This is a genomic window from Curtobacterium sp. Csp2, from assembly GCF_013347165.1.
This window is the reverse complement of the sequence record NZ_CP054593.1, coordinates 1,560,257-1,583,463: the sequence shown is the minus strand read 5'-3', so window position 1 is coordinate 1,583,463 and position 23,207 is coordinate 1,560,257. Positions and strand designations below refer to the sequence as shown.

Genomic DNA, 23,207 nt, shown 5'->3' with positions numbered 1-23,207 from the left:
CGGCGCGGTACGCGCGGCCGCCGAGCACCCACTGGTACCAGAGCACCGCGGCGAGGGCGACGGTGCCGATCCCGATCTTGACCGGCCAGGGCCAGTCCTGGCGGGTCACGACGCCCTCGACGAGGCCGGAGAGCAGCAGCGTGCCGACCAGACCGAGGGCGACGGTGACGAGCGCGCGGCCGTCCTCGGCGAGTGCCTGCGCGCGCGTCCGCTCCCCCGGTGCGATCCACGACCAGGCGATCCGGAGTCCCGCGGCGCCGGCGAGGAAGATCGAGTAGAGCTCGAGCTGGCCGTGCGGCGCGATCCAGAGGAAGAAGTCGCCGAGGCGGCCCTCGGAGTGCATGATCGCCGCCGACACCCCGAGGTTGATCGCGTTCTGCCCGATCGAGTACGGCACGAAGAGCCCGGTGATGCCGAACGCCACCATGCTCGCGGCGATGTACGCGTTGTTCGTCCACACCTGGGCGGTGAAGGCCCCGAGGCCGTGGTCGGAGTAGTACGCCTGGAAGTCCTGCGTGGCGTACCGGCGGAGGGACTCCGGGGTCCCGAAGGTCTCGAGCGCGCCGGGTGTCGTGCTGATCCACACCGCGACGACGGCCGCGACGACCGCGGTGGCAGCGGCGACCCAGAGCGTCAGCCACCGGATGCGGTACAGCGCGGCGGGGAGCTGGAGCACGAGGAAGCCGGTCAGCGCCGTGAGCGGGTCGACCGGGGTGCCGGTGAGCCGGAGCCGGGCGCGGAAGAGCGTCAGCGACAGCCGGTCCTCGGTCGCCGTGCGAGGGGCCGCGGCGCGGACGCGGGCGAGGTCGGTGGCGGCCGCCTGGTACCCGGCGACGAGCCGGTCGGCCTCGGCCCCGGTGCGGGGCCGCGCGCGGGCGAGCTGGTCGAGTTCCTGCCAGCGGTCGCGGTGCACGGCCTCGTAGGCGTCCAGGTCCACGTCGTCTCCCCCGTCGTCTCGCCGTCCGGTGCTGCGCTGTCGTCCGGGTGCAGTCCCGTTGCGTGCCGGCCCGCCGTCCGGTGCTGGCCCGCCGTTCGGTGCTGTCCCGCCGTCCGGTCCGTGCGACAGAATGATGCCATGCCGACGACGCGAGCGCCCCGCGACCTGGCCGACGCGCGGTACGTGCACGCGCTCGACGACACCGCGGACGAGCTCGTCGTCGGCGAGGCGGTGGCCCTCGACGTCCAGCCGGCCGGCATCGCGCTCCGCATCGCCGCCGGGCTGCTCGACGGGGTGTGCCTCGTCGTCCTGTACCTGATGCTGCTGCTCGGGATGTCCCGACTGTGGCCGAGCGGCCTCGACACCGCGTGGGGAGCCGCCCTGTCGATCGGGGTGCTCGTCGTGGTGCTCGTGCTCGTCCCGGCTGCGCTGGAGACCGTCACCCGCGGTCGGAGCGTCGGCCGGTTCGCCGCCGGCACCCGGGTCGTGCGGCTCGACGGCGGTGCGGTCGGCTTCCGGTACGCGATCACCCGCGCGCTCGTCGGCCTGCTGGAGCTGTGGGGCTCGTTCGGGTCGATCGCCCTCGTCGTCGCCCTGTTCGGCAGTCGGCCGCGGCGCCTCGGGGACCTGCTCGCGGGGACCGTCGTGCAGCACGAGCGGGCCGTCCGGCACCGTCCGGCTCAGGTGCTCCTGCCCGTCGAGCTCACCGCGTGGGCCGGCACCGCCGACGTCTCGGCGCTGCCGCAGCGGCTCGAGAACCGCCTGGGTGCGTTCTTCCGCGGGCCCGCCGACCTGGCGCCGGCGGCTCGGGTGGCGACGGCCGAGCGGCTCGCCGCCGAGGTCGTCCCGCACGTGCACCCGCTGCCGCCCGTGCCCGCCGAGGTGTTCCTGGCCGGGGTCGTCGTGCTGCGGCGGGACCGGGACACCCGGGCGCTGCGTGCCCGGGCGGCCGTGCTCGACCGGGCCGCCGCGGCCGCGACGGGCCGGCCGCCGGGCTTCCCGCGCTGACGCGCCGACGTGCCCGCGGCGCGCCGCCGCGCCGGCTCAGTACCGGTAGTGGTCGGGCTTGTACGGCCCCTCGACCGGGACGCCGATGTAGTCGGCCTGCTCCGGCCGGAGTTCGGTGAGCCGGACGCCGAGGGCGTCGAGGTGCAGCCGTGCGACCTTCTCGTCGAGGTGCTTCGGCAGCACGTGCACGCCCGTCGGGTAGGCGTCGCGCCGGGTGTGCAGCTCGATCTGGGCGAGCACCTGGTTCGTGAACGAGGTGCTCATCACGAACGACGGGTGACCCGTCGCGTTGCCGAGGTTCATCAGACGCCCCTCGCTGAGGACCAGGACCGAGCGACCGTTCGGCAGCCGCCACTCGTGCACCTGCGGCTTGATCTCGACGCNCTCGGCGCCGGCGAGTCCCTCGAGCCCGGCCATGTCGATCTCGTTGTCGAAGTGCCCGACGTTCGCCACGACCGCGAGGTGCTTGAGCGCGAGCAGGTCTTCGACCCCGACGACCCCGAGGTTGCCGGTGCACGTCACGACGATGTCGACCTCGCCCGCGACGTCCGCGAGCCGGGCGACCTGGTAGCCGTCCATCGCGGCCTGCAGTGCGCAGATCGGGTCGACCTCGGAGACGACGACCCGCGCACCCTGTCCGCGCAGCGCCTCGGCCGCGCCCTTGCCGACGTCGCCGTACCCGACGACGAAGGCGACCTTGCCGCCGATCAGGACGTCGGTCGCGCGGTTCAGGCCGTCCGGGAGTGAGTGCCGGATGCCGTACTTGTTGTCGAACTTCGACTTCGTCACCGAGTCGTTCACGTTGATCGCCGGGAAGCGGAGCTGTCCACGGCGTGCGAGGTCGTACAGGCGGTGCACGCCGGTCGTGGTCTCCTCGGTGACGCCCTGCACGTCCGCCGCGATCCGGGTCCAGCGGTCGCTCGACGCGCGCAGCGACTCCGCGACGGTGTCGAGCACGATCCGCCACTCGGCGCTCGCGTCCGCGGCGGGCTCCGGCGCGGACCCGGCTGCCTCGGCGTCGGCGCCGGTGTGCAGCAGCATGGTCGCGTCGCCGCCGTCGTCCAGGATCAGGTTCGGTCCGGCCCAGTCGGAACCGGCCTCGGCAGCCTCGGCGCTCCAGTCGAAGATCCGGCTCGTGCACCACCAGTACTCCTCGAGCGTCTCGCCCTTCCACGCGAACACCGGGACACCGTCGGGGGCGTCGACCGTGCCGTGCGGGCCGACCGCGACCGCTGCGGCCGCCTCGTCCTGCGTGGAGAAGATGTTGCAGCTCGCCCAGCGCACCTGCGCGCCGAGCTCCACGAGCGTCTCGATGAGCACCGCGGTCTGCACCGTCATGTGCAGCGACCCGGCGATGCGCGCGCCGGCGAGCGGCTGCGCGGTGCCGAACTCCTCGCGGAGCGACATCAGTCCAGGCATCTCGTTCTCGGCGAGGCGGATCTGGTGGCGTCCGGCCGCGGCGAGCGACAGGTCGGCGACGCGGAACGGTGCTGCGGTGGAGGTCTCGGTGGCCATGCGGTCGAGTCTTCCACGCCGCGTCCCGTCGGTCACGGGTCGGCCAGGACACGGACAGGAGGCGCGGTGTCAGTCCGTCGGCTGACGGAGCGGTCCGCGACGCACCACGTCCCACCCGCGCGGGACCCGGAGCCGCGCGGCGTGCCGCGCGCAGAGGTCGTAGCCGTGCGGCTCGACGCGCGTGGAGAGGGGTCCGACGACGACCATCGAGTCGGCGTAGTCGTACGTCAGGGTCGCCGAGGCGCTCGCGCCACAGGCGACCTTGCTGCAGATCCGTACGTCCATACCGGACTCGACCCTAGCGGAGCACGGCCGTGCCGGCCCTCCGGTCGCCGCCCGCGCCCGTCCCGCCGCGTACGATGACGGGATGCGTCGCAAGCCCCCGATCGTCACCCCCGTCGACCGCGGCCGAGGTCGCTCCCGACACGGGCGCGGCGGTCGGTCGAGCGTCACCGGACCGGAGCTCGCGCCCGTGATCACCCGTGCCGAGGCCTTCGACCGGATCGTCGGGGACACCGCGCACTACCTGCTCGGGCTCTGGCCGGAGGACCTGGCGGGCGTCGTGTTCCTCGTCGCGGACATGCCCACCGACGCCGCGCTGCCCGACCACATGCCGCGGTGGCGAGTCGACCGCGACGCCCGCCGTGTGACGCTCTTCCGGATCCCGGTGGAGCGTGTGACCCACAGCCCGGAGAAGGACGACACCGACCGGCGGGTCATCGTCGAGACGGCCGTCTTCCGGGCCGTGGGCGAACTCCTCGACAAGGACCCGTGGGACCTCGCCCCGGACCGCTACCGCCACTGGTGACCCCCAGGGCCCGTCTCAGGATCAGGGCCTGCGCATGATCACGGCCTGTGCTTGATCAGGGGTAGACGCGCAGCGGCGTGGACTCCTCGGTCGCGGGACGGATCGGGAACCCCGAGATGCCGTCGGGCCCGGCGTAGGTGACCCCGGCGACCAGACCCTCGGTCCCCGTCATCACGAGCTGCTTCGAGACCGGCACCGTCACGGTCGCCATGCCGTCCGAGGCGACGGTCACACGCTGGCGGTCGTCGCCGGACCGGATGGTCACGGTGGCGTCGCTCCGCGTCGGGTTGACGAACGTGAGTCGCTGCGACTCCCCGGGGGCCAGGGCCGTGATGGTCCGGTCGGTGAGCGGCTCGGCGGAGGCGAACCACCCCAGGTCGGTCTGCCCGTCCTCGGTCGGGCTCGTGCTGCGGACGCCCGCGACGACGGGCTCGGTCGACGAGATCGTGAACGCGTAGCGACCGTCCGGGAAGTCGTCGAGCGCGACGTCGGTCACCACACCGGGCTCGGCCGTGGCGTTCACCGTGGAGCCACCACCCTCGGCGGTGCTGATCCCGAGCGTGACACGGGCGGCACGGGACCCCGGGACGAACAGCCGGACGACGGGCGCGGCGTCCGCGGTGTCGTCGCCGCGCTGCGCCTCCTGCGTCCGGTCGAGCACCACCGCGGGGACGACCTTCTTCGTCGACGGGGCCGCTCCCCCGGACACGACGTCGTAGCCGCCGGGGGTGAGCGTCCGGACGATGCTCTCCTGCATGTGCGCGACGATCTGGCCGCCGGTCGAGGTGACGTGCACGACGGTCGACGCCTGGTCGGCGACGAAGCCCGACAGGGGCACGACCTTCTGGGTGTTCGGCGCCACGACGATGCCGTTCGTGCCGGGGGCGCTGACGGTGCCGTTCGCGTCGTAGACCGCCAGGTCGACCGTGGCGTTCACGTCGGTCGGGTTGGACAGCGTGACGAGTGTCGTCCGCCCGGTCTCCGTCGAGCCGCCCACGAGCCAGGTCGACTGGCTCGGGTCGTCACAGGACGCGGAGGCCGTGCCGACGAGGTCGCCGGAGGACACGGTCTGGCTGCTGCTGCCGGCGACCTGCGGAGTCGTGTCACCGGCCGGGGCGGTGAGGAGCTCCGGCTCGCTGCCGCCCGTGGTCGAGGAGCCGAGCGTCGAGCGGTCGACCGTCGAGCCGGTCGTCGCCGACGCGACCGTGGCGCTGCCGACGGTGCTCGCGCGGGTGGCGTCGTTCCCGGCGTCGTCGGACAGCCGGAGCGCGCTGCCGGCGCACACGCGCTCGGCCGCGGCGGGCACCGGGGTCACGGTCCGGCCGGCGGGGCGGACGGGCTCGGCAGAGGTGCCGATCGCGTGCGCCGCGGTCACGGCCCCGGCGGCGACGACGACGGCCACGGCGGTCGCGGTGCCGCGGAGGACCCACCGGCGGACGGCGGCGTGGTCGGTGCTCATTCGTCGCGCTCCTCGTCGAAGGTGGTGGCGGGCTCCTCGGCCTCGATGACGTTGCTGGTCGCCCGACGGCGGCGCGGCGCGGTCGGCACGGCGAGCAGCGCGGCGGCGCCGAACACGATGCCGAGCACGACCAGGTACAGCACGTGCGTGGCCTGGGTCGCCGCCGATCCGCCGGTGACCCGGTCGACCTGGCCGTCGTAGTGGAACAGGCGGCCGGTGGCGGTCTCGCCGATGCTCGTGAACCGGGCGTCCTGGCCGATGGCGCCGGCGGCCCGGTCGTACACGGCCTGCGCGGCGTCGTCGGACGGCGCGTCCTGCAGGAGCACGAACGAGATGCCGAGCTCCCGGAGCGCGGGTTCGGGGTCGTAGCCGCTCCGGCTCGCGAGGTTGCCCGCGAGCGTGGTCAGTCGCGTACCGGCCTGGCTGAGGCGGAGCGCGGTCGCGTCGAGCGTCGACTGGTCGTCGAGCGTGGAACCCTGCCCGCGTTCGAGCGCGACCGCGAGGGACCCGTCGGGCTGCGGGTCCACGACGAGCGTGCCGACGTCCGGGTTCGCCTGCGCCTCGGCGTTGACGTAGGCGCTGAGCACGCGGCCGGTCGTCGGCGCGACGACGGTGTTCCCGAGCGTGAACGCGGCGAACGCCGGGGCGACGGCGATCCCGACGAAGAGGGTCGCGACGAGGCTCGTGGCCGGAGCGGTCCGCGGCAGGACGTCGATCCCGACGCACGCGGCGAGGACCAGGGCGAGCCAGTACACCGACAGCGCGCTGCCGGGCCAGACGATGGTGGTCGTCGAGCCGACCCCGGTCACGGTCAGGTGCGTGGCTCCGAAGGCGGTGGTGTACCCGACGAGGGCGAGGACGAGGGCGGCGCCCGCGACGTGCCAGCGGTGACCGAGGAGCGAGCCGATCGCCAGGAGCGCGACGGGCAGCGCGAGCACGGCCATCACGATCGGCAGCGCGACGAGCACCGCACCGGCGTCGATCGACCCGACGACCGGCAGCCAGCCGTTCCAGTCCGGCAGCGGCTGGCCGATCGCCAGCTGGAGCGCGGACGGCGCACGGGTGGCCGAGGGCACGCCCGGGTCGGCGAAGACCGCGAGCGGGTTGCCCCGTGCGATCTGCTCGAGCACGAGCGGCAGGAAGAGCACCACGGTCGGCACCGGGATGAACACGCGCCGGTGCGCCCGGCGCCAGCCGACGACCACCGAGACGAGCCAGCCGAGCAGGAGCACGGGCAGCAGCGACGGGGCCGACGCGGCGACGACCGCGAACAGCAGCGACGCCCCGGACGCCCAGGCCCACGAGCGGTGTGCCTCGAGGACGGCGAGCACGAGCCACGGCAGCGTCAGGTGGGCGATCACGGCACCGAGGTGCCCGGTCGTGACGGCCCCGACGAGGGACGGTGCGATCGTGTAGAGGGCTGCGCCGACCACGGGCACCCAGGGGCGGGTCGTGACCTTGCGCACGGCGAACCACGCGCCGAGGGCGGAGACCGGCATCGCGAGCAGGGTCACGAGCACGACCGAGGTCGAGGGCGACCAGGCGGTGATGCTGCCGAGGACTGCGACGACCGCCGCGAAGGGGTCGCTCGGGCCGGTGGAGCCGGTGCCGATGGAGTGCCAGCCGTAGCCGACGTTCTGCCAGAGCCGTCCGACGTCGGTGCTCAGCGGCAGGAGACCCCCGCCGGTCAGCGCCGGGGTGCCGAGGAGCGGCCAGAGCGTCACGACGCTGAGCACGGCCGCGGCGAGCACCACCCAGACACCGCCGTCACCGAGGAACGACGCCCGCGCGATCGGGGCGTCCTCGACCCGGGCGAGCTCGACGTCCCGGGTGGTGGTGCGGTGCTCGTGGAGACGTCGCCAGCTCACCCGGAGGGGTTCGACGGCCGCCCAGCCGACGCGGCGCGTGCGCTGCACGTTGCGACGGGCACGGCGGACCCCGCTGCCGAAGGCGACCGAGAACGCCGCGGCGAGCTCACCCGACACCGCGGCGGGGTGCTTCGCCACGAGGTGCCCGATCGCACGACCGATCGCGAACGGCACGAGCGTGAGCCAGTGGAGCCAGAGTAGCCCGGCGGGAGCGTAGGTCAGTCGACGGTGCAGCTGCGCCTGCCGGTGACCCCGCACCCGGCGGGCCTCGGAGACGCGCTTGCGGCCGAACTCCTCGATCGGACCGGCGCTCGTGACACGGGCCTCCGGGACCACGGCCACGCGGTGCCCCGCGAGGCGCGCTCGGATGCAGAAGTCGAGGGCGGCGTCGACGTCGGGCAGCGCCGGGTCGAAGCCGCCGAGGTCGCGCCAGACCGAGCGACGCACGAGCATGCCGGCCGCAGCGACGCCGAGCACGTCGGTGTGCCGGTCGTGCTGCCCCTGGTCGAGTTCGTCCTGCACGAGCGTGAGCGAGCGACCGGTGCGCGTCGTGCTCTCGCCGAACGCGCGGATCAGCGACGGGTCGTCGACCGCGACGAGCTTGGGGCCGGCGACGACGACGGACGGTGCGATCTCGACGGCGGACAGCATCTCGGCGAGGGCGGTCGGCGCCGGCGCGTTGTCGTGCCCCAGGATCCAGAGCCACTCCTCGGCGGGCTCGTCGTCGGGCGCGGACGGCGCCTCGCGTTCGCCGCGTGCGACCGCCTCGCCGAAGGGGCGTCCGGCCGGGAGCCGGACCAGCTCGGCGGATCCGCCGAGGGCGAAATCGGCCGTCGAGCCGTCGGTCGACCCGAGGTCGACGACGACGAGGTTCTCGGGGTGCCGGGTCTGCCCGACGAGACCGTCGATGGTCCGGTCGAGGTGCTCCCCGCCGTTCGCGGTGACGAGCACCGCCGTGACGCGGGGTCGGCCGGTCCGGGCCTGGTCCGGCCGGGACTCGTCGACCCGCGGCCGACCGTCGTCGGACCGGGACCGGTCGGACTCGGGACGGGGCAGGGACTGCGCGGGACTGGTCTGCATGACGCGCGTCACTCTACGGTCTGGAGGCGCGGTGCCGGTCCGCCGGGACGGCGTGCCGTGAACCTGTGGGTCCGGTCACGGTGCCGTGTGCGTCGGGCGCGCGCCGTGCCTCCAGGCCGGGTCGCCGCGACGGACGCGAGCCGCTAGGCGCGACGGCGCAGCTTGCGGCGTTCGCGCTCGGACAGGCCGCCCCAGATCCCGAAGCGCTCGTCGTTCTCGAGGGCGTACTCGAGGCACTGCGACCGGACCTCGCACGAGGTGCAGATCTTCTTGGCCTCGCGCGTCGAGCCGCCCTTCTCGGGGAAGAAGGCCTCGGGGTCGGTCTGCGCGCAAAGCGAGTCGACCTGCCACGAGAGCGGGTTCTCCTCGTCGGCGTCGGGACGGCGGACACCGGGCACCCCGAGGGACACGGGGTCGACGTGCCAGTCCTCCGGCACTCCGGCGTTGAAGTCGGCACCGTTCACCCTGATCACCCCTGACGTCTCGACTGCGGTCACCACGACCGAGGTCGCTTGCCTGTAATTACAGCGGTGTGATTCCCGAGAGTCAAGTCGCGGATCATAGAAGGCACTGAGCGCCGCGGCGTGTCATGTCCCCCGTACGGGCGTGTCGCGGGCGTTCTGTCCGGCCGTCGGGGGACAAGAACGCCCGCGGAGCGCGGTCAGCCGATGCGGCGGCGTGCTTCCCAAGCGCTCGTCACCATCTCGTCGAGCGAGTGCCGCATGGCCCACTCGAGGTCGCGCGCTGCGGCATCGCCCGTCGCGACGATCCGCGCAGGGTCGCCCGGCCGGCGGGGTGCGACCTCCGGCACGAACGCGATCCCGGTGCCGGAGGCCATCGCGTCCATGATCTGTCGCACGCTCACGCCGTCGCCGCTGCCGAGGTTGTAGGCGCGCTGCAGGGGCTCCCCCGCCTCGAGCTTCCGGGCCGCGACCGCGTGCGAGTGCGCGAGGTCGGCGACGTGGATGTAGTCGCGGACGCAGGTGCCGTCCGGGGTGGCGTAGTCGTCGCCGTTGATCCGGGGCGTCCGACCGGCGAGCAGGGCGTCGAAGACCAGCGGGAACAGGTTGTGGGGGCTCGCATCGTACAGGTCCGGCTCCCCCGACCCGACGACGTTGAAGTAGCGGAGGGACGTCGTCGTGAAGCCGGCGGCGACCTCCATGTCCCGCAGCAGCCACTCGCCGATGAGCTTCGACTCGCCGTACGGGGACTCCGGCGCCTTCGGGGTGTCCTCGACCACGGTCTCGACGTCCGGCGTGCCGTACACGGCCGCGCTCGACGAGAAGACCGCCTTCGTGACGCCGTTCTCGGCCATCGCGCGCAGGAGCGTCGCGGTGCCGGTGACGTTCTGCTCGTAGGTGTGCAGCGGGCGCTCGACCGAGACGCCGGCGTACTTGAACCCGGCAACGTGCACGACACCGGTCACCGCGTGGTCACGGAGCGTCCGGGCGACGAGCTCGCCGTCCAGGATGGTGCCCTCGACGAACGGGACGTCCTCGGGGACGAACGCCCGGAAGCCGCTCGACAGGTCGTCCAGCGCGACCGTCTCGATGCCGGCGGCGCGCAGGGCGCGGACGACGTGGGACCCGATGTACCCGGCACCGCCGGTGACCAGCCAACTCATGCTCGTCACGCTAGCGGACCAGGCGACCCCGGCGAGCCGACCCGGGCTGCGTGTCCGGGTCCGGCTGGGTCCGGGACAGGCCGGGTCCGGGCGCCCGTCGGTCCGGCTCGGGGGGTCAGGCGCCCGTCGCGAAGAAGACCGTGGAGGTCAGGCCGGAGGCGACGTCCGCCTCGACCGTGACGTCGCCCTCGTCCGGGGTGACGAAGCAGGACTCGCCCTTGCGGAGCAGGGTCGCCGAGGTGGCGCCGACGAGCGTCACCACGCCCTCGGTGCAGATCGCGATCGACGGTCCGGTCAGCGGTGCGACCCCACCCGTCGCGAGGCCGACCGGGCGCCCCTCGCCGGTGACGCGGAGGAGCGCGAAGCCGACCCCCTCCGGTGCGAAGCGGTCCACGCCCGGTGCGAGCTGCTCCGGTTCGAGCACGGGTGCGGGGTGGGCCGTGAAGTCGAGGACGTGCAGGAGTTCCGGGACGTCGACGTGCTTCGGCGTCAGCCCGCCGCGCAGGACGTTGTCCGAGGGGGCCATGAGCTCGACCCCGAGCCCGTCCAGGTACGCGTGGATGTTCCCGGCGGGCAGGTACATCGCCTGGCCGGCGGTGAGCGTCACGCGGTGCATGAGCAGCGACACGACGATGCCGGGGTCGCCCGGGTACGCGGTGGTGAGGTCGCGCACGGTCCGGGTGTTCGGGGTGGCGGCGTCGTCCGGCAGTGCGGCGGCCAGGTCGCTCGCCGCCTGGACCACGGCGAGCGCCGACGGGTCCGCGGTCTCGAGCCAGCTGACCGTGTCCTCGAGCCCGTGGGCCAGGTGCACGCGGAGCGCGCCGAGCCGACCGGAACCGGCATCGAGCAGGTCGACGTCCGCCAGGGTCTCCTCGACGGGGCGGAACCCGCTGAGCGCCTCGAAGCGCTCGCTGAGCGCCACCACGAGCTCGGGCTTCGGGAACGGGTCCTTGTAGTTCCGGGCCGGGTCGTCGATCGGGACGCCGGCTGCGTCCTCGCGCGCGAAGCCCTCCTGCGCCTGCTCCGGCGTGGGGTGCGCCTGCAGGGACAGCGGTGCGGCGGCGGCGAGGATCTTGAGCAGGAACGGCAGTCCGGTGCGGTCCGGTCCGAGTGCTGCCTCGGGCTCTGCGGCGATCCACTCGAGGAGCGTGTCCGCGCCACCGACGGTGGCGGGGTTCACCACGACGCTCGGGCTGCCGGGGTGCGCACCGAGCCAGAGCTCGGCCTGCGGGGCGCCGGTGACGGTGCGGCCGAGGAGTTCGGGGATCGCGGTGACGGAACCCCACGCGTAGTCGCGCGGGGTGTTCGTGATGCCGAGGAACATGTGCCGAGCGTAGCGGGCGGTTAGCCTGTCCCCCGTGACGAACACCTGGCCGATCGCCCGTGGGACCGTGCCCGAGCGCGAGGCCTTCGCCCTCGGCGCCGCGGTCGTCGGCGTCCTGTTCGCGGGCGACGCCGTCCCGAACACGCTCACCTGGTACGGCGCCGCGGTCGTCTGGGCCGCGCTCGGCGGGTGGGGCGTCTCGGTCGTCGTGCGCGCCCGACCCTCCCTCGCCCGGACACCGCACGCGCTCTGGGTGTTCCTGGGCTGGTGCCTGCTGACCGTCGCGTGGTCGCACTGGCGCGCAGCGACCCTGGCGAGCATGGTCGCGCAGGTCCTGTGCGTCCTGGTGGCGTTCGCGATCGCGTCGACGCTGTCGTGGCGGCGGATCCTCGACGCCGTGTCGCTCGCGATGCGGTGGGTGCTCGGCCTGTCGCTGCTGTTCGAGGCCGTCGTCGCCGTGGTCGTGCGGCACCCGATCGCGCCGATCTGGACGGACTACGGCGACCGGAAGATCCCGGACGCCTTCTACTTCTCACGCGCGGAGCTCTTCACGGGCGGGCGGATCCAGGGCCTCCCCGGCAACGCCAACCTGCTCGCGATGGTCGCGCTCCTGGCCCTGGTGGCCGTCGCCGTGCAGCTCGCCGAGGGGCGCATCCGTCGCGACCGGGCCGTCGTGTGGCTCGTGCTCGGGGTCCTCGTGCTCGCCCTGACACGCTCGTCGACGGTGCTCGTCGCAGCCGCGGTCGTCGCGGTCGCGGCCGTCGTCGCGGTGTGGGTGCGGCGGGTGCCGAGCGGACGTCGGGCGCCCCGGTACGCCGTGGTGGCGGTCGGCGCGGCGGTCGTCGCCGTCGTGGCGGTCCTCGGGCGCGGTGTGCTCACCGCGGTCCTCGGCAAGTCGTCGGACCTGACCGGCCGCGGCGAGATCTGGTCGGCGGTCCTCGGCCTGGTCGACCGACACCCGGTCGTCGGTTCGGGCTGGATCGGCTACTGGTGGCCGAACATCCCGGAGCTCGCCGACATCGCGCACCGGAACGGCGTGGTGTACCTGCAGGCGCACGACGCGTACCTGGACGTCTGGATGCAGACCGGGATCGTCGGCCTGGTGCTCTTCGGGCTGTACGTGCTGTCGACCCTCGTCCGGTCCTGGTGGTGCGCGACCCGGACCGGCTACGGCGCGGACCTGCGGCCCCGGGCGTTCGACCCGGTCACGCTCTTCCCGCTGCTCGTCGTCGTCGCCCTGCTCGTGCAGTCCGTCGCCGAGTCGCGCCTGCTCTACCAGGGGAACTGGGTGCTCTTCGCGCTCATCGCGATCAAGACCAGGAACGTGCTCGTCGGCGAGGAGCCACCCTCGGTCGGTGACGGCCCCCGCATCCCGGTCGCCGCCCGAGCCTTCCGCGGGTCGAACGCCACGGCCGCCGACCAGCGCTAGCGGTCCCGCAGCACCAGGGCGCAGGGCACCTGCGCCGCCCACGGGACCGTCCGCACGTCGAGCACCGCGGCGGGGTCGGCACGGCAGACGCCGACCGAGGACTCGACCTGCGGTGCCCACTCCGGTCCGTCGCTGCGGTTCGTCCGAGCGGGGGCGGCGTTCGCGACGGCCGTCGTGACGACCAGCGCGACCAGGCACCATCCGAGGCCGACGCGGAGGACGCGCACCGCGCCTCCTGTCCGGGTCGGCCGTCGGCGGCGGGAGCCCGTCGGGTAGCCCTCACCCTGTCGGACCCACCGGTCGCCCGCGAGGGCCGCCGCTGCGACGACCACGGCGGACAGCAGCAGCATGCCCGCGGCGGCGGCGTAGCGGTTCGGTCCGATCGCGGCCAGGGCCGGGCCGGCGATCGAGCCCCACCGGCCGTTCGCCGAGCGGTTCGCGACGAGGGCCGCGGTCCAGACGCCAGCCGAACCGAGCACCAGCGCGACGAGGACCCAGCGGGTGCGCCAGCCGGCCACGAGGAACGCGGCGAGGACCGCGACGGCGATCCCGACCGCCGGCAGCAGCACGACCCACCAGCCGTGGCGGGCCACGGCGGACCCGACGGCGGCGACGTCGCGGTCCCACAGCCCACCGAAGGGGACCAACAGGTAGCCGCGCACCACGTCGCCCACGGACGGGTCCCCCGGGCGGGAGAGGCGTTCCGTCGTCAGGGCGGCGAGCACCTGCAGGCTGCAGCCGAGCAGCGCCGCGACGGTCACGGGCAGCGCACGGAGACGGTCCCGTGCAACGGGTGTGGCCCGCCGGCCGGTGACGTCGCGGGCCGGCCACCACGCGAGTGCGAGGAGCGGCAGGAACAGGACCGTCTGGAGCTCCGTCAGGGTCGCCCCGAGGGTCAGCACGGCGACGACGCCGGCTCTCCACCAGGTGCGCGCCCGGTACGAGAACAGCCACGGGACGAGGGCCATCGCGTACGAGTGCAGGTTGGCGACGTTGCCGCTGATCTCGACCGGCGCGAGCGGCAGGACGACCGGGACCGCCGCCAGGACGAGCCGGAACGGCCAGGGGCGCACGACGTCGCGGGACAGCAGGAAGATCGACGCGGCGACGACGCCGACGACGGCGCACGCCGACGCGGACAGTGTCAGGGCGTACTGCTCGACCGGGCGGTGCACCGCGAGGTCCACGAGCAGGCGCGGGACGAGATGGACGTAGCCGGCGTAGGGCCGCAGCAGCGTGTCGCCGGCGCCGTACGCGAGCTGCTCGCGGAGGAAGACCCCGCCGTCCTCGGCCCAGGTCGTCGCGCGGGTCACCGGGCCGAGGCGCCACCAGGCGAGCGCCGCCGCAGCCAGCGCGACGAGGACGGCTGCGAGCGCCCGGACGACCGCGCGGCGACCGGGACGGCCGGGCGCGGTGCGCTCGGGGGCGGCGTGCGCGTCTCCGGCGTGCTCCGGGTCCGCGTGCACCGGGGCGGCGTGCTCGTCCATCGGGGCGAGAACCTATCCGAGATATCGACGACCAGCTATATCGACGCTCCGCGATGCCCGCGGCGGACTCTCCACGAGGTGCGAGAGGATGGTCGGGTGACGGACCGGACGGTGAGCAGGCGTGCGCTCGCGCGCCGGTACCTGTCCGCCTGGATCGGGTTCTCGGCGGGCGGGCGGTTCAGCCAGGCCCTGGCGACCGCGGTCCTGCTCTTCGCGTTCGGGCAGCCGGCCGTGCACGCGATGGTCGGTACCGCCGGCTCGTGGGCGGCCCTCGCGACCCTCGTGGTCCTCGCCGGACTGAGCCTGCTCGGACAGCGCTACCGCATCGAGTGGCACGGCGTGCTGCCGCTGTCGCTGTTGGCCTTCGTCGGGTTCTGCGCCCTCAGCGTGCTGTGGAGCCAGTACTCGTGGGTCGCCCTGCGCGGGTTCGCGTCCACCGTCTGCTTCGTCGGGCTCGGGCTCTACCTGGCGCTCGGCCGGGACCTCGTGCAGGTCATCCGCGCGGCCGGCGACGCGTTCCGCATCCTGCTCGTCGTCGCCCTCGGGCTCGAGGTGCTGTCCGGACTCGTGCTCGACGTGCCGTTCCCCGCGTTCGGCATCCGTGGGGACATCGCCTACGGCGGCCCGATCCAGGGCATCGGCGGCACCCGCAACTTCATGGGCTTCGTCGCCGCGGTCGCCCTCGTCACGTTCGTCGTCGAGTTCCTCACCCGGTCGGTCACCACGTGGCGGGCCGTCGCGTCGACCGCCCTCGCCGTGATCGCCCTGATGCTCGTGCAGTCACCGATCACGGGCATCGCGATGATCGCGCTCGCCGTGACCGCGCTCGCGCTGTGGTCGCTGCGGCACGCCAGGCCGGCCACCAGACCGGTGGTGAACGCGGTGCTCGGCGCGGTGGTGCTCGGCATGGTGACCCTCGGTCTGGCGCTCCGGCACCGGGTGCTCGCGGAGATCGGTGCGGCGGGCGGCACGGCGACGCGCCTGGGTCTGTGGGAGCAGATCCGGGTGCTCGGTGCGCAGTTCCCGATGCAGGGCTGGGGCTGGGTCGGTACGTGGCCGAGCGAGGCCGTGTTCCCGTTCACGACCCTGGTCGACCCCGCCGGCGCGCGGTTCACGTCCGGCCTCAACGCGTTCGTCGACGCCTACCTGCAGATCGGGCTCGCCGGAACACTCCTGCTCGCGGTCGCTGCGGGGCTCGCGTTCGCCCGCGCCTGGGTGACGGCGACGACCTTCCCCGGTGTCGCGTACGTCTGGCCCGCGGCCGTCCTGGTCCTGCTCGGCGTCACCAGCACGGCCGAGAGCTACCTGCTGCACGGGGCCGGGCTGATGCTGTTCACGGCCGTGATCGTCGTGGCGGCGCGGCGGCGGTCGTGGCGTCGGCACCTGCCGCGCGTCCCCTCCTGAGGGAGGACGTCGACCGAGCACCGCGCCTGCTGCACGCCTGCCGTGTGCCCTCCCGTGCCTGCGAGCATCCGCACTCGCGTCCGCGGTGACCGCGCCACTAGCATGGCCGCGGGCCGCAGGGGGCGGTCCACCACCGACAGGAGCCGGCATGTCCCTCGCCTCCCGCGCCGTCACCGCGCTGCTCGCGGTCTCGGCCCTCGCAACGGCCGCGGTCGTCGGTGTCGCACCGGCCGAACGTGCCGCCGCCGCCCCGACCGCGACCGCGACCGCGACCGTCCAGGGGTCGCGCTACACACCACTCGACACCACCCGCGTGTTCGACGGCGCCGTCGGGACGACCCCCGTCGTGGTGCCCGTCGCCGGGAGTGCAGGGGTGCCGTCGAACGCCACGGCCGTCGTCGTCAACGTCGAGGTCGAGGCGCCCACCGCCGCCGGCTACGTCCGCATCACGCCCGCGGGCACCGACGCACAGGTCGCACTGCAGGAGTTCCCGGCCGGGCGCACCATCTCGAACCTGGCCACGGTCAAGCTCGCGAAGGGCGGTGTCCAGGTCAAGGTCTCCGCCGGGTCGGCCCGGGTGCTGCTCGACGTCTCCGGGTACTACGCGTCGGGCGACGGCTCGACCTTCACCCCGCTGCCCACCGCCCGCGTCGCGTCGCCGACCGTCGGCACCACGCCGGTCCCGGTGGAGCTGGCCGGGCAGGGCGGGGTCCCGGACGACGCGACGGCCGTCGTGGTGAACGTCGAGACGAACGGTCCGACCGCGGACGGCTACGTCCGGCTCACGCCCCTCGGCCGCGACGCCTCCGTCGCGACCCAGGAGTTCACCGCCGGTCGCACCGTGTCGAACCTGGCGATCGTCCGGCTGGTCGACGGCGCGGCGCAGGTCCGTCTGTCGCGCGGCTCGGCGACCGTGTTCCTGGACGTCGCGGGCTACTACTCCGCGTCGACGTCCGGTTCGGTGTTCGTCCCCGTCGACACCGCCCGCATCGAGTCCTCGACGCTCGGCCCGACCCCGCGTGCGGTCCGGGCGACCGGCGTCGGCGGCGTCCCCGGCACGGCGACCGCGGTCGTCGCGAACGTCGAGGTGCAGGCACCGTCCTCCGACGGGTACCTCCGGGTCACGCCGGCGGGACAGGACGCGACCGTCGCCGCGCAGGTGTTCCGCGCCGGGGAAGAGGTCTCGGCGGCCGTGATCACGAAGGTGACCGGCTCGACCGCCGCCCGCGCCCTGCAAGCGAAGGTGTCGCGCGGTACCGCGAACGACTACGTCGACGTCTCCGGGTACTTCCTCGACGGGACCTCGGCGTCCGGCACCGGTGTCGACGTCTCGTGGCCGCAGTGCGGCTCGTCCCTCCCCACCGACGCGGCCTTCGCCGTCGTCGGGGTGAACGGCGGTCTCGCGAACAACACGAACCCGTGCCTCTCCAGCCAGCTGTCCTGGGCAGCCGGCTCGTCCGGTGGGACCTCGCAGGCTCCCGTGCAGCTGTACGTGAACACCGCAAATCCCGGGAAACAGGCCTCGGTGTGGCCGGCGAGCAACACCCTGCCGAACGGCGGACCGACGGTCGCGAACCCGTACGGAACCTGCGCCGGCGGCTACGACCGGGCGTGCTCCTACGTGTACGGCTACACCCGGGCGTACGACGACGCCCGGTCCCGAGGGGTCGACTCCCCCGCGTCCTACCGGTGGTGGCTCGACGTCGAGACCGAGGGCACGTGGCAGGCCGACACGACGCAGAACCGCGCCGACCTCGAGGGGATGGTCGCGGCGTTCCGTGCAGCCGGCGCGCAGGTCGGGCTGTACTCGACGACCTTCCAGTGGAACAGCATCGTCGGCACCGTCCCGTCGTCGAGTTCGCTCGCCGGCCTGCCGAGCTGGATCGCGACCGGGACCACGACCCTCGCGGCGGCGCAGCAGGCGTGCTCCGGCCCGGCCCTGACCACCGGTGGCCAGGTCGTCATGACGCAGTACGTCGTCGGCGGGTTCGACCGGAACGCGACCTGCGTCTGACCCCGGGCGGCGGACCCGACGGTTGCTAGGGTCGTCAGGTGCGTCTCCCCCTGCTCGAACGCATCGCGATGTGCGTCGTCGTCGCGGTGTCCTGCGTCCTGAACCTCGGGCAGAAGCTGCTCTGCACGGTCCCCCAGCCGGCGGACGTGTCCCGCGCCGAGTACGTCAACCGGTACGGGTGCTGGTCGGACGTCGCCGCGCTCTGGAACAGCCGCGGACTCGCGCAGCACGTCTTCCCGTACGTGCACGGCACCTGGCGCGGGGACCCGCCCGTCCTCGGCGGCGGCACCGTCGATTACCCGACCGCCACGGGCGTGTGGGTGTGGCTGACGGCGCTGCCGGTCGACTCGGTGCGTGGGTTCCTCGTGGTGACCGCGGTGGTCGCCGCCGTGCTCGCGGTGCTCGTGACACTCGCCCTGCAGCGCATCGCCGGTCGGCGCGCCTGGGTCTTCGCGGCCACCCCGCCGCTCGCCCTCTACGCGGTCTACAACTGGGACCTCCTGCCCGTCGCCTGCACGGTCGCGGCACTCCTCGTCGCGACCGCGGCCCCCCGGTCCTGGGGACCCCTGCTGCGATGGGGGCTCGCCGGGGCGCTCCTCGGGCTCGGCGGCGCCTGCAAGCTCTACCCGCTGATGTTCCTCGGCGCCCTGACCCTCGCCGCGCTGCTCGACCGGGACGCCCCGTGGTCCGACCGGGTGCGGCGCACCGCCGTCACGCTCGGGGCCGGCGTCGCCGTGGTGCTCGTCGCCAACGTGCCGTTCGCCCTGGTCAACTACGAGGGATGGTCGTCGGTCTTCCGGTTCCAGGCCGAGCGCCCGATCGGTCCGTCGACCCTGACGATCTGGTACTACGGGCTGCTCCCCTGGTCGGCCGACCTCGACGGCCCGGTGCAAGGCACCATGGCGCTGCTGTCCACCGCGACGACGGCCCTCGGGATCCTGGCGGTGCTCGTCGTGACGGTCCTGCGTGCGCTCCGGACGGGGCGCACGCCGTGGATCCAGGCCGCGGCCGCGATGCTCTGCGTCTACATGGTGGCGAACAAGGTGGACTCACCCCAGTACGTGCTCTGGCTGCTGCCCTTCTTCGTGGTCCTGCGGCTCGGCGGCTGGTGGATCACCGCCTACCTGGTCACCGACGTCTGCCTGACCGTCGGGTTCTTCCGCAACGGCTACTACGACGCGATCGGGCAGACCGCCGACACCTGGGCCGGACAGATGGTCACGGCCGCCCTGTGGATCCGCGCGGTGCTGCTCGTCGTCTTCGCGGTGCGGTTCCTCCGCACCCGACCGGCGGGCCGAGCCGCTGCGGGCCCACAGGACCGCGACGGCGACGGCCCCGCACAGGACCACGACGACGACCGCCCCGCACAGGACCGCGACCACGCCGCGTCGCGCCCGTCGCCGGGACGACGACGACGCGGCACCCCCGTGGGGACCGCGTCGTCGTAGCAGGACGGGCGCTGCGTCAGCGGGTGCCGGCGTCCCCGTGCTGCTGCTGCGGAGCCGGCTGCTGCTCGGGGTGGTCGACGGGCAGCCGCCGCGTCGCGGTCCCGGGCGCCGAGTACGTCAGGTAGTTCAACCGGCTCGTCTCGCGGCGCAGGCGCGTGACGCCCTCGAGGATGAAGCCGAGGATCCAGGTCAGGAACGCGATCACCATGAGCGACGCGGCCAGGAACGCCGTCGGGAAGCGCGGCACCAGCCCGGTGCGTCCGAACTCGATGAAGAGCGGGACGGCCAGCACGATCGCGACGATCGCGAAGATCGCGCCCATGATGCCGTGGAACAGGACGGGCCGCTCGAAGCGGATGAGGTGCGCGATGAGCGAGAGGATCTTGAAGCCGTCGCTGTAGGTGTTCAGCTTCGACTCGGTGCCCTCGGCCCGGTCCTTGAAGCCGACCGGGACCTCGGTGTGCGGGACGCGGAGGTTCATCACGTGCACGGTGAGTTCGGTCTCGGTCTCGAACTCGCGGGACAGGGCGGGGAAGGACTTCACGAAGCGGCGGGACATCACCCGGTACCCGCTGAGCATGTCGGACACCGGCGTGCCGAACAGCTTGCCGACGACGCGGTTGAACATCCGGTTCCCGGCCTCGTGACCGGGGCGGTAGGCGGTGGCGTTCGGGTCGTCCTGGCGCACGCCGAGCACGTGGTCGTACGGGCCCTCGAGCAGCGTGCGGATCATCTCCGGCGCGGCCGCGGTGTCGTAGGTGTCGTCACCGTCGATCATCAGGTAGACGTCCGCGTCGATGTCCCCGAAGGCGCGGCGGATGACGTTGCCCTTCCCCTTCGTGTGCTCGTACCGGACCTCGGCGCCGGCGCGACGCGCGACCTCGTCGGTACCGTCCGTGCTGTTGTTGTCGTAGACGTACACGTGGATGCCCGGCACCGCTGCCTTGAGGTCGGTGACGACCTTGTGGATGGCCGGTGCCTCGTTGTGGCAGGGCACGATGGCGGCGATGACGAGGTCGTCGTGAGTCACGGGATAGGGTCCTTCAGTGTTCGTGGATCCGTCGAGCGGCGGGGAGGCGAGCACGATTCCCCGTGCGAGAGGCTAACAGGTGCGCGAACTCGGCTGGAGCCGTCGCGCCCGAGGAGAGGACGACGTGTCGAACGCAACTGGATGGTTCCTCGGACACCTGCGACGCGGGGGCTCGTTCCTCGTCGTCGGCGGGCTCGGGTTCCTGGTCGACGCGGCGGTCTACAACGCGCTCGTGTTCTGGGGCGGCCACGGTCCGCTGTTCGCGCTCCCCCTGGTCGGGAAGATCATCGCGATCGCCGTCGCGAGCGTCGTCACCTACTTCGGCAGCCGCCTCTGGACGTTCCGGGACCGCGCCGGGTCGCAGACCCTCCGCAGCTTCCTCGTCTTCGCACTCATCAACGTCGTTGCGATCCTCCTGCAGCTCGGGTGCCTCGGCGTCTCCCGCTACGTCCTGCACCTCGACTCCCCCCTCGCCGACAACGTCTCCGGGACGCTGATCGGCCAGGCGGTCGCGACCGTCTTCCGCTACTTCGCGTACGGCAGGTTCGTCTTCAAGGACGACCGGCAGGGCGCGGAGGAGGCGATCGCCGAGATCAGCTGACGTCGCCGGGACGGCCGGCACGACGGACGGGAGGCACGGTGCGGNNCCGCACCGTGCCTCCCGTCCGTCGTCGGTCGGTCTGCAGACGCCTACCGGCGCTCCACCCGGTAGATCCAGAGGGACTCGGCACCCTGCGTGACCTCGCGGACGGGCGTCAGGCACTGGTCGGTGACGCGCTGGTCCGCGAGCACGTACTGGACGTTCTCCTGCGCGAAGGTGCTGCAGCCGTCGAAGCTCACCTGGATCTGGTCGCGGACGGGCAGCGCGAGCTTCGGGTCACCGTCGCCGTCGACCCAGTTGACGTTCGCGAGCCGGTTCCAGATCTGCTCGTACCGACCCGAGGGGTCGATCTCGTGCCACATCTCCTCCGGCGGGTAGGTCTGCACGCCGTTGTAGGAGTGGGCGCCGGTCTCGAGCAGCATCGCCGTCGGCACGTACCCGCCGATGCCGACCCAGTGCGCGTCCGGCTCCCGGTCGACGATCTTCGTGACGGCACGGCCGGCGGTCGTCTGGGTCGCGAGGTCGAACACCCCGCGGTAGAGCGGGTTCACCCCGCCGCCGACGACGACCGCCGCCGCGAGCAGCAGCACGGCACCCGGGGCGATCCACCGTCGGGCGACGAGCAGCACACCGACCGCGAGCAGCACGACCACGATCCGCCAGGCGTGGGATGCGCCGAGGACGTTCGACTGCCCGATGCGGAGGCCGATGTAGACGAAGCCGGCGGTCACCAGGACGAGCACCGGCCCGTAGGACGCAGGGCCCCACGGGACGCGCACCCGACCCTCGTCGAGGCGCGCCGCGACCAGGGCCACGGCGACGAGCCCGAGCAGGTCGAACGCGAGTCGCAGGCGGGCGTCGGTGCTGCGGTCGAGCAGGAGCAGGTGGGCCAGTGCGTCCCAGTGCGGCACGAGCAGGAAGGCGAACAGCACGACGAGGACGGCCCCGGTGGCGAGCACCGGCCAGTCGACCCGACGGCGTCGCGCGGCCGAGACGAGGATCCACAGGAGCGCCGGCACGAGGAAGACCACGATCATCAGCGGGGCGGCCGCCTCCGACTGGTTCACGGAGATGCCCCCGACGGCGCCGTACTGCAGCGACCGCTGGAAGGGCCCGCTGAAGAGCGCTCCGAGCGCCTCGACGCTCGTCGCTCCGGTCAGCTCGAGGCGCTGCCCCGGGTAGACCGTGCCGAGCACCGCCTTGATGGTGTCGAGCCGGGTGAGGGCCCAGATGCCGATGACGGCGACGGCACCGACGGCAGCGACGGCGAGCGGGACGAGCCGGAGCAGCGTCCGGCGCCAGGGGACGCCCGGGGTGCGGAGCCGCTCGACCAAGAACCCGACGGCGACGGCGACGAGGACCACGGCGGCCGGGACCATGTACGGCACGTAGATGCTCATGACCATCGTCACGGTGAGGTACCCCGTGGCCGCGGCCGCGACGATCGCGGGCCACCGCCGCGTCGACCGGAACGCCCAGAGGACGGCGGTCAGCCCGGTGAAGGCCCAGGCGACCGGCCAGATCGTCGTCGGCAGGAACCACCACTGGATCATCGGGGACAGGCACAGCGCCACCGCGAGGGCGCCTGCCGTCGCCGGACGGCGGGGCATGACGGTCACGGCGAACACGTACGCGGCGACGAGCGCCGCGAGCACCGGGAGCCACCACCGCACCGCCATGCCCTGGTCGAGCGGCAGGAACAGGAAGCCGACGACGTGCGGGCGGAAGACGCTCGACCAGTCCCAGGTCGGCAGGTCGTTCTGGATCGTCGCGTCCATGCCGCCGGGGAAGGACTGGTTGACGACGGGGAAGCCCTCGCGGATCTGCGACAGGATCCAGCTCGACTGCACGAGCCACTCGTCGCTCCGGATGCCCTGCGGCCGCCCGGCGAGCAGGTCCGGGTCGGCGCTGCCGGAGCCGAACGACTGCCAGTAGACGCCGCTCGAGTTGCCGGAGATGCCCAGGGCGACGAGCACCACGACGACGAGCAGCGCCACGACGGGGAAGCCGACCAGGACGAGCAGGTTCGGCAGCCCGGAGGGCCGCGGGGCCACCGCGCGCTGCCATGCGTTCTCGGCGCGGACCCACGCTGCGGTGAGGCGGTTGTCAGAGCGCCGTCGGACGGCGGTGGGACTGGTCACGCGGTGGTTCTCTCCCCGGTCGGGTGCGGC

At 73.4% G+C, this 23,207-nt stretch carries 18 protein-coding genes; 7 read left to right on the top strand and 11 right to left on the bottom strand.

Features of this window, described 5'->3' with window-relative positions:
• The coding region (locus HUN59_RS07840; protein WP_174779420.1) for a stage II sporulation protein M at positions 1–937 on the bottom strand (937 nt) is incomplete at its 3' end.
• Between the two features lie 138 nt (positions 938–1,075).
• Between HUN59_RS07840 and HUN59_RS07835 the strand changes: the two genes are divergently transcribed.
• Positions 1,076–1,945, top strand: coding sequence for an RDD family protein (locus HUN59_RS07835; RefSeq protein WP_174778040.1), 870 nt, complete (start codon positions 1,076–1,078; stop codon positions 1,943–1,945).
• A 36-nt stretch (positions 1,946–1,981) separates the two neighbouring features.
• Here the strand turns inward: HUN59_RS07835 and ahcY are convergent, their stop codons facing one another.
• Positions 1,982–3,460 (bottom strand): adenosylhomocysteinase, encoded by a 1,479-nt coding sequence (gene ahcY / locus HUN59_RS07830; RefSeq protein WP_174778039.1) that lies wholly within the window; start codon positions 3,458–3,460, stop codon positions 1,982–1,984.
• A 69-nt stretch (positions 3,461–3,529) separates the two neighbouring features.
• On the bottom strand, positions 3,530–3,745 hold the full coding sequence (locus tag HUN59_RS07825) for a DUF3499 family protein (RefSeq protein WP_058742158.1): 216 nt from the start codon (positions 3,743–3,745) through the stop codon (positions 3,530–3,532).
• Positions 3,746–3,827: 82 nt separating this feature from the next.
• On the opposite strand from HUN59_RS07825, the gene HUN59_RS07820 reads away from it, so the two are divergent.
• Positions 3,828–4,268 (top strand): metallopeptidase family protein, encoded by a 441-nt coding sequence (locus HUN59_RS07820; RefSeq protein ID WP_174778038.1) that lies wholly within the window; start codon positions 3,828–3,830, stop codon positions 4,266–4,268.
• A gap of 55 nt (positions 4,269–4,323) precedes the next feature.
• Here HUN59_RS07820 and HUN59_RS07815 read toward each other — a convergent pair whose 3' ends face one another.
• The 5 genes from HUN59_RS07815 to manA all read right to left on the bottom strand — a co-directional run bounded on the left by HUN59_RS07815 (position 4,324) and on the right by manA (position 11,623).
• Positions 4,324–5,727: a DUF5719 family protein gene (locus HUN59_RS07815; protein WP_174778037.1), complete on the bottom strand. Its 1,404-nt coding sequence runs from the start codon at positions 5,725–5,727 to the stop codon at positions 4,324–4,326.
• Entirely contained in the window at positions 5,724–8,675 is a 2,952-nt protein-coding gene (locus tag HUN59_RS07810) for a glycosyltransferase family 2 protein (protein ID WP_174778036.1), read from the bottom strand. Before HUN59_RS07810 ends, HUN59_RS07815 begins: the two co-directional genes overlap by 4 nt.
• Positions 8,676–8,818: 143 nt before the next feature.
• Complete coding sequence (locus HUN59_RS07805) at positions 8,819–9,148, bottom strand: WhiB family transcriptional regulator (protein WP_083519982.1); 330 nt, start codon at positions 9,146–9,148, stop codon at positions 8,819–8,821.
• A 188-nt stretch (positions 9,149–9,336) separates the two neighbouring features.
• The gene (galE, locus tag HUN59_RS07800) at positions 9,337–10,299 is read right to left on the bottom strand and encodes a UDP-glucose 4-epimerase GalE (protein WP_174778035.1); all 963 of its coding nucleotides are present in this window, start codon (positions 10,297–10,299) and stop codon (positions 9,337–9,339) included.
• Between the two features lie 115 nt (positions 10,300–10,414).
• Positions 10,415–11,623: a mannose-6-phosphate isomerase, class I gene (gene manA / locus HUN59_RS07795; RefSeq protein ID WP_174778034.1), complete on the bottom strand. Its 1,209-nt coding sequence runs from the start codon at positions 11,621–11,623 to the stop codon at positions 10,415–10,417.
• 34 nt (positions 11,624–11,657) lie between these two features.
• On the opposite strand from manA, the gene HUN59_RS07790 reads away from it, so the two are divergent.
• Positions 11,658–13,052 carry an O-antigen ligase family protein gene (locus HUN59_RS07790; protein WP_174778033.1) on the top strand — a complete coding sequence of 465 codons (1,395 nt, stop codon included), beginning with the start codon at positions 11,658–11,660 and terminating at the stop codon, positions 13,050–13,052.
• Here the strand turns inward: HUN59_RS07790 and HUN59_RS07785 are convergent.
• Complete coding sequence (locus HUN59_RS07785) at positions 13,049–14,539, bottom strand: hypothetical protein (protein WP_174778032.1); 1,491 nt, start codon at positions 14,537–14,539, stop codon at positions 13,049–13,051. The two genes, HUN59_RS07790 and HUN59_RS07785, sit on opposite strands and share 4 nt — an antisense overlap.
• 96 nt (positions 14,540–14,635) lie before the next feature.
• Between HUN59_RS07785 and HUN59_RS07780 the strand changes: the two genes are divergently transcribed.
• The 3 genes from HUN59_RS07780 (at position 14,636) to HUN59_RS07770 (ending at position 19,405) form a co-directional block, all read left to right on the top strand.
• Positions 14,636–15,943, top strand: coding sequence for an exopolysaccharide production protein (locus tag HUN59_RS07780; protein ID WP_174778031.1), 1,308 nt, complete (start codon positions 14,636–14,638; stop codon positions 15,941–15,943).
• A 148-nt stretch (positions 15,944–16,091) separates the two neighbouring features.
• Positions 16,092–17,957, top strand: a complete 1,866-nt coding sequence (locus HUN59_RS07775; protein WP_174778030.1) for a hypothetical protein — start codon at positions 16,092–16,094, stop codon at positions 17,955–17,957.
• 38 nt (positions 17,958–17,995) lie between these two features.
• A complete protein-coding gene (locus tag HUN59_RS07770) occupies positions 17,996–19,405 on the top strand; it encodes a hypothetical protein (protein WP_174778029.1) in 1,410 nt (469 codons plus the stop codon).
• A gap of 16 nt (positions 19,406–19,421) precedes the next feature.
• Here HUN59_RS07770 and HUN59_RS07765 read toward each other — a convergent pair whose 3' ends face one another.
• On the bottom strand, positions 19,422–20,435 hold the full coding sequence (locus tag HUN59_RS07765) for a glycosyltransferase (RefSeq protein ID WP_174778028.1): 1,014 nt from the start codon (positions 20,433–20,435) through the stop codon (positions 19,422–19,424).
• Positions 20,436–20,559: 124 nt separating this feature from the next.
• On the opposite strand from HUN59_RS07765, the gene HUN59_RS07760 reads away from it, so the two are divergent.
• Entirely contained in the window at positions 20,560–21,036 is a 477-nt protein-coding gene (locus HUN59_RS07760; RefSeq protein ID WP_254630020.1) for a GtrA family protein, read from the top strand.
• A gap of 89 nt (positions 21,037–21,125) precedes the next feature.
• On the opposite strand, the gene HUN59_RS07755 is transcribed toward HUN59_RS07760, so the two are convergent.
• The gene (locus tag HUN59_RS07755; protein ID WP_174778026.1) at positions 21,126–23,177 is read right to left on the bottom strand and encodes a DUF7657 domain-containing protein; all 2,052 of its coding nucleotides are present in this window, start codon (positions 23,175–23,177) and stop codon (positions 21,126–21,128) included.
• Positions 23,178–23,207: the final 30 nt, after the last annotated feature.

What these genes read in the sequence shown, in the direction of transcription:
- HUN59_RS07835 (WP_174778040.1), top strand. Translation starts at nt 1,076, where the DNA reads ATGCCGACGACGCGAGCGCCCCGCGACCTGGCCGACGCGCGGTACGTG.
- HUN59_RS07825 (WP_058742158.1), bottom strand. Translation starts at nt 3,745, where the DNA reads ATGGACGTACGGATCTGCAGCAAGGTCGCCTGTGGCGCGAGCGCCTCG.
- HUN59_RS07820 (WP_174778038.1), top strand. Translation starts at nt 3,828, where the DNA reads ATGCGTCGCAAGCCCCCGATCGTCACCCCCGTCGACCGCGGCCGAGGT.
- HUN59_RS07815 (WP_174778037.1), bottom strand. Translation starts at nt 5,727, where the DNA reads ATGAGCACCGACCACGCCGCCGTCCGCCGGTGGGTCCTCCGCGGCACC.
- HUN59_RS07810 (WP_174778036.1), bottom strand. Translation starts at nt 8,675, where the DNA reads ATGCAGACCAGTCCCGCGCAGTCCCTGCCCCGTCCCGAGTCCGACCGG.
- galE (WP_174778035.1), bottom strand. Translation starts at nt 10,299, where the DNA reads ATGAGTTGGCTGGTCACCGGCGGTGCCGGGTACATCGGGTCCCACGTC.
- manA (WP_174778034.1), bottom strand. Translation starts at nt 11,623, where the DNA reads ATGTTCCTCGGCATCACGAACACCCCGCGCGACTACGCGTGGGGTTCC.
- HUN59_RS07785 (WP_174778032.1), bottom strand. Translation starts at nt 14,539, where the DNA reads ATGGACGAGCACGCCGCCCCGGTGCACGCGGACCCGGAGCACGCCGGA.
- HUN59_RS07775 (WP_174778030.1), top strand. Translation starts at nt 16,092, where the DNA reads ATGTCCCTCGCCTCCCGCGCCGTCACCGCGCTGCTCGCGGTCTCGGCC.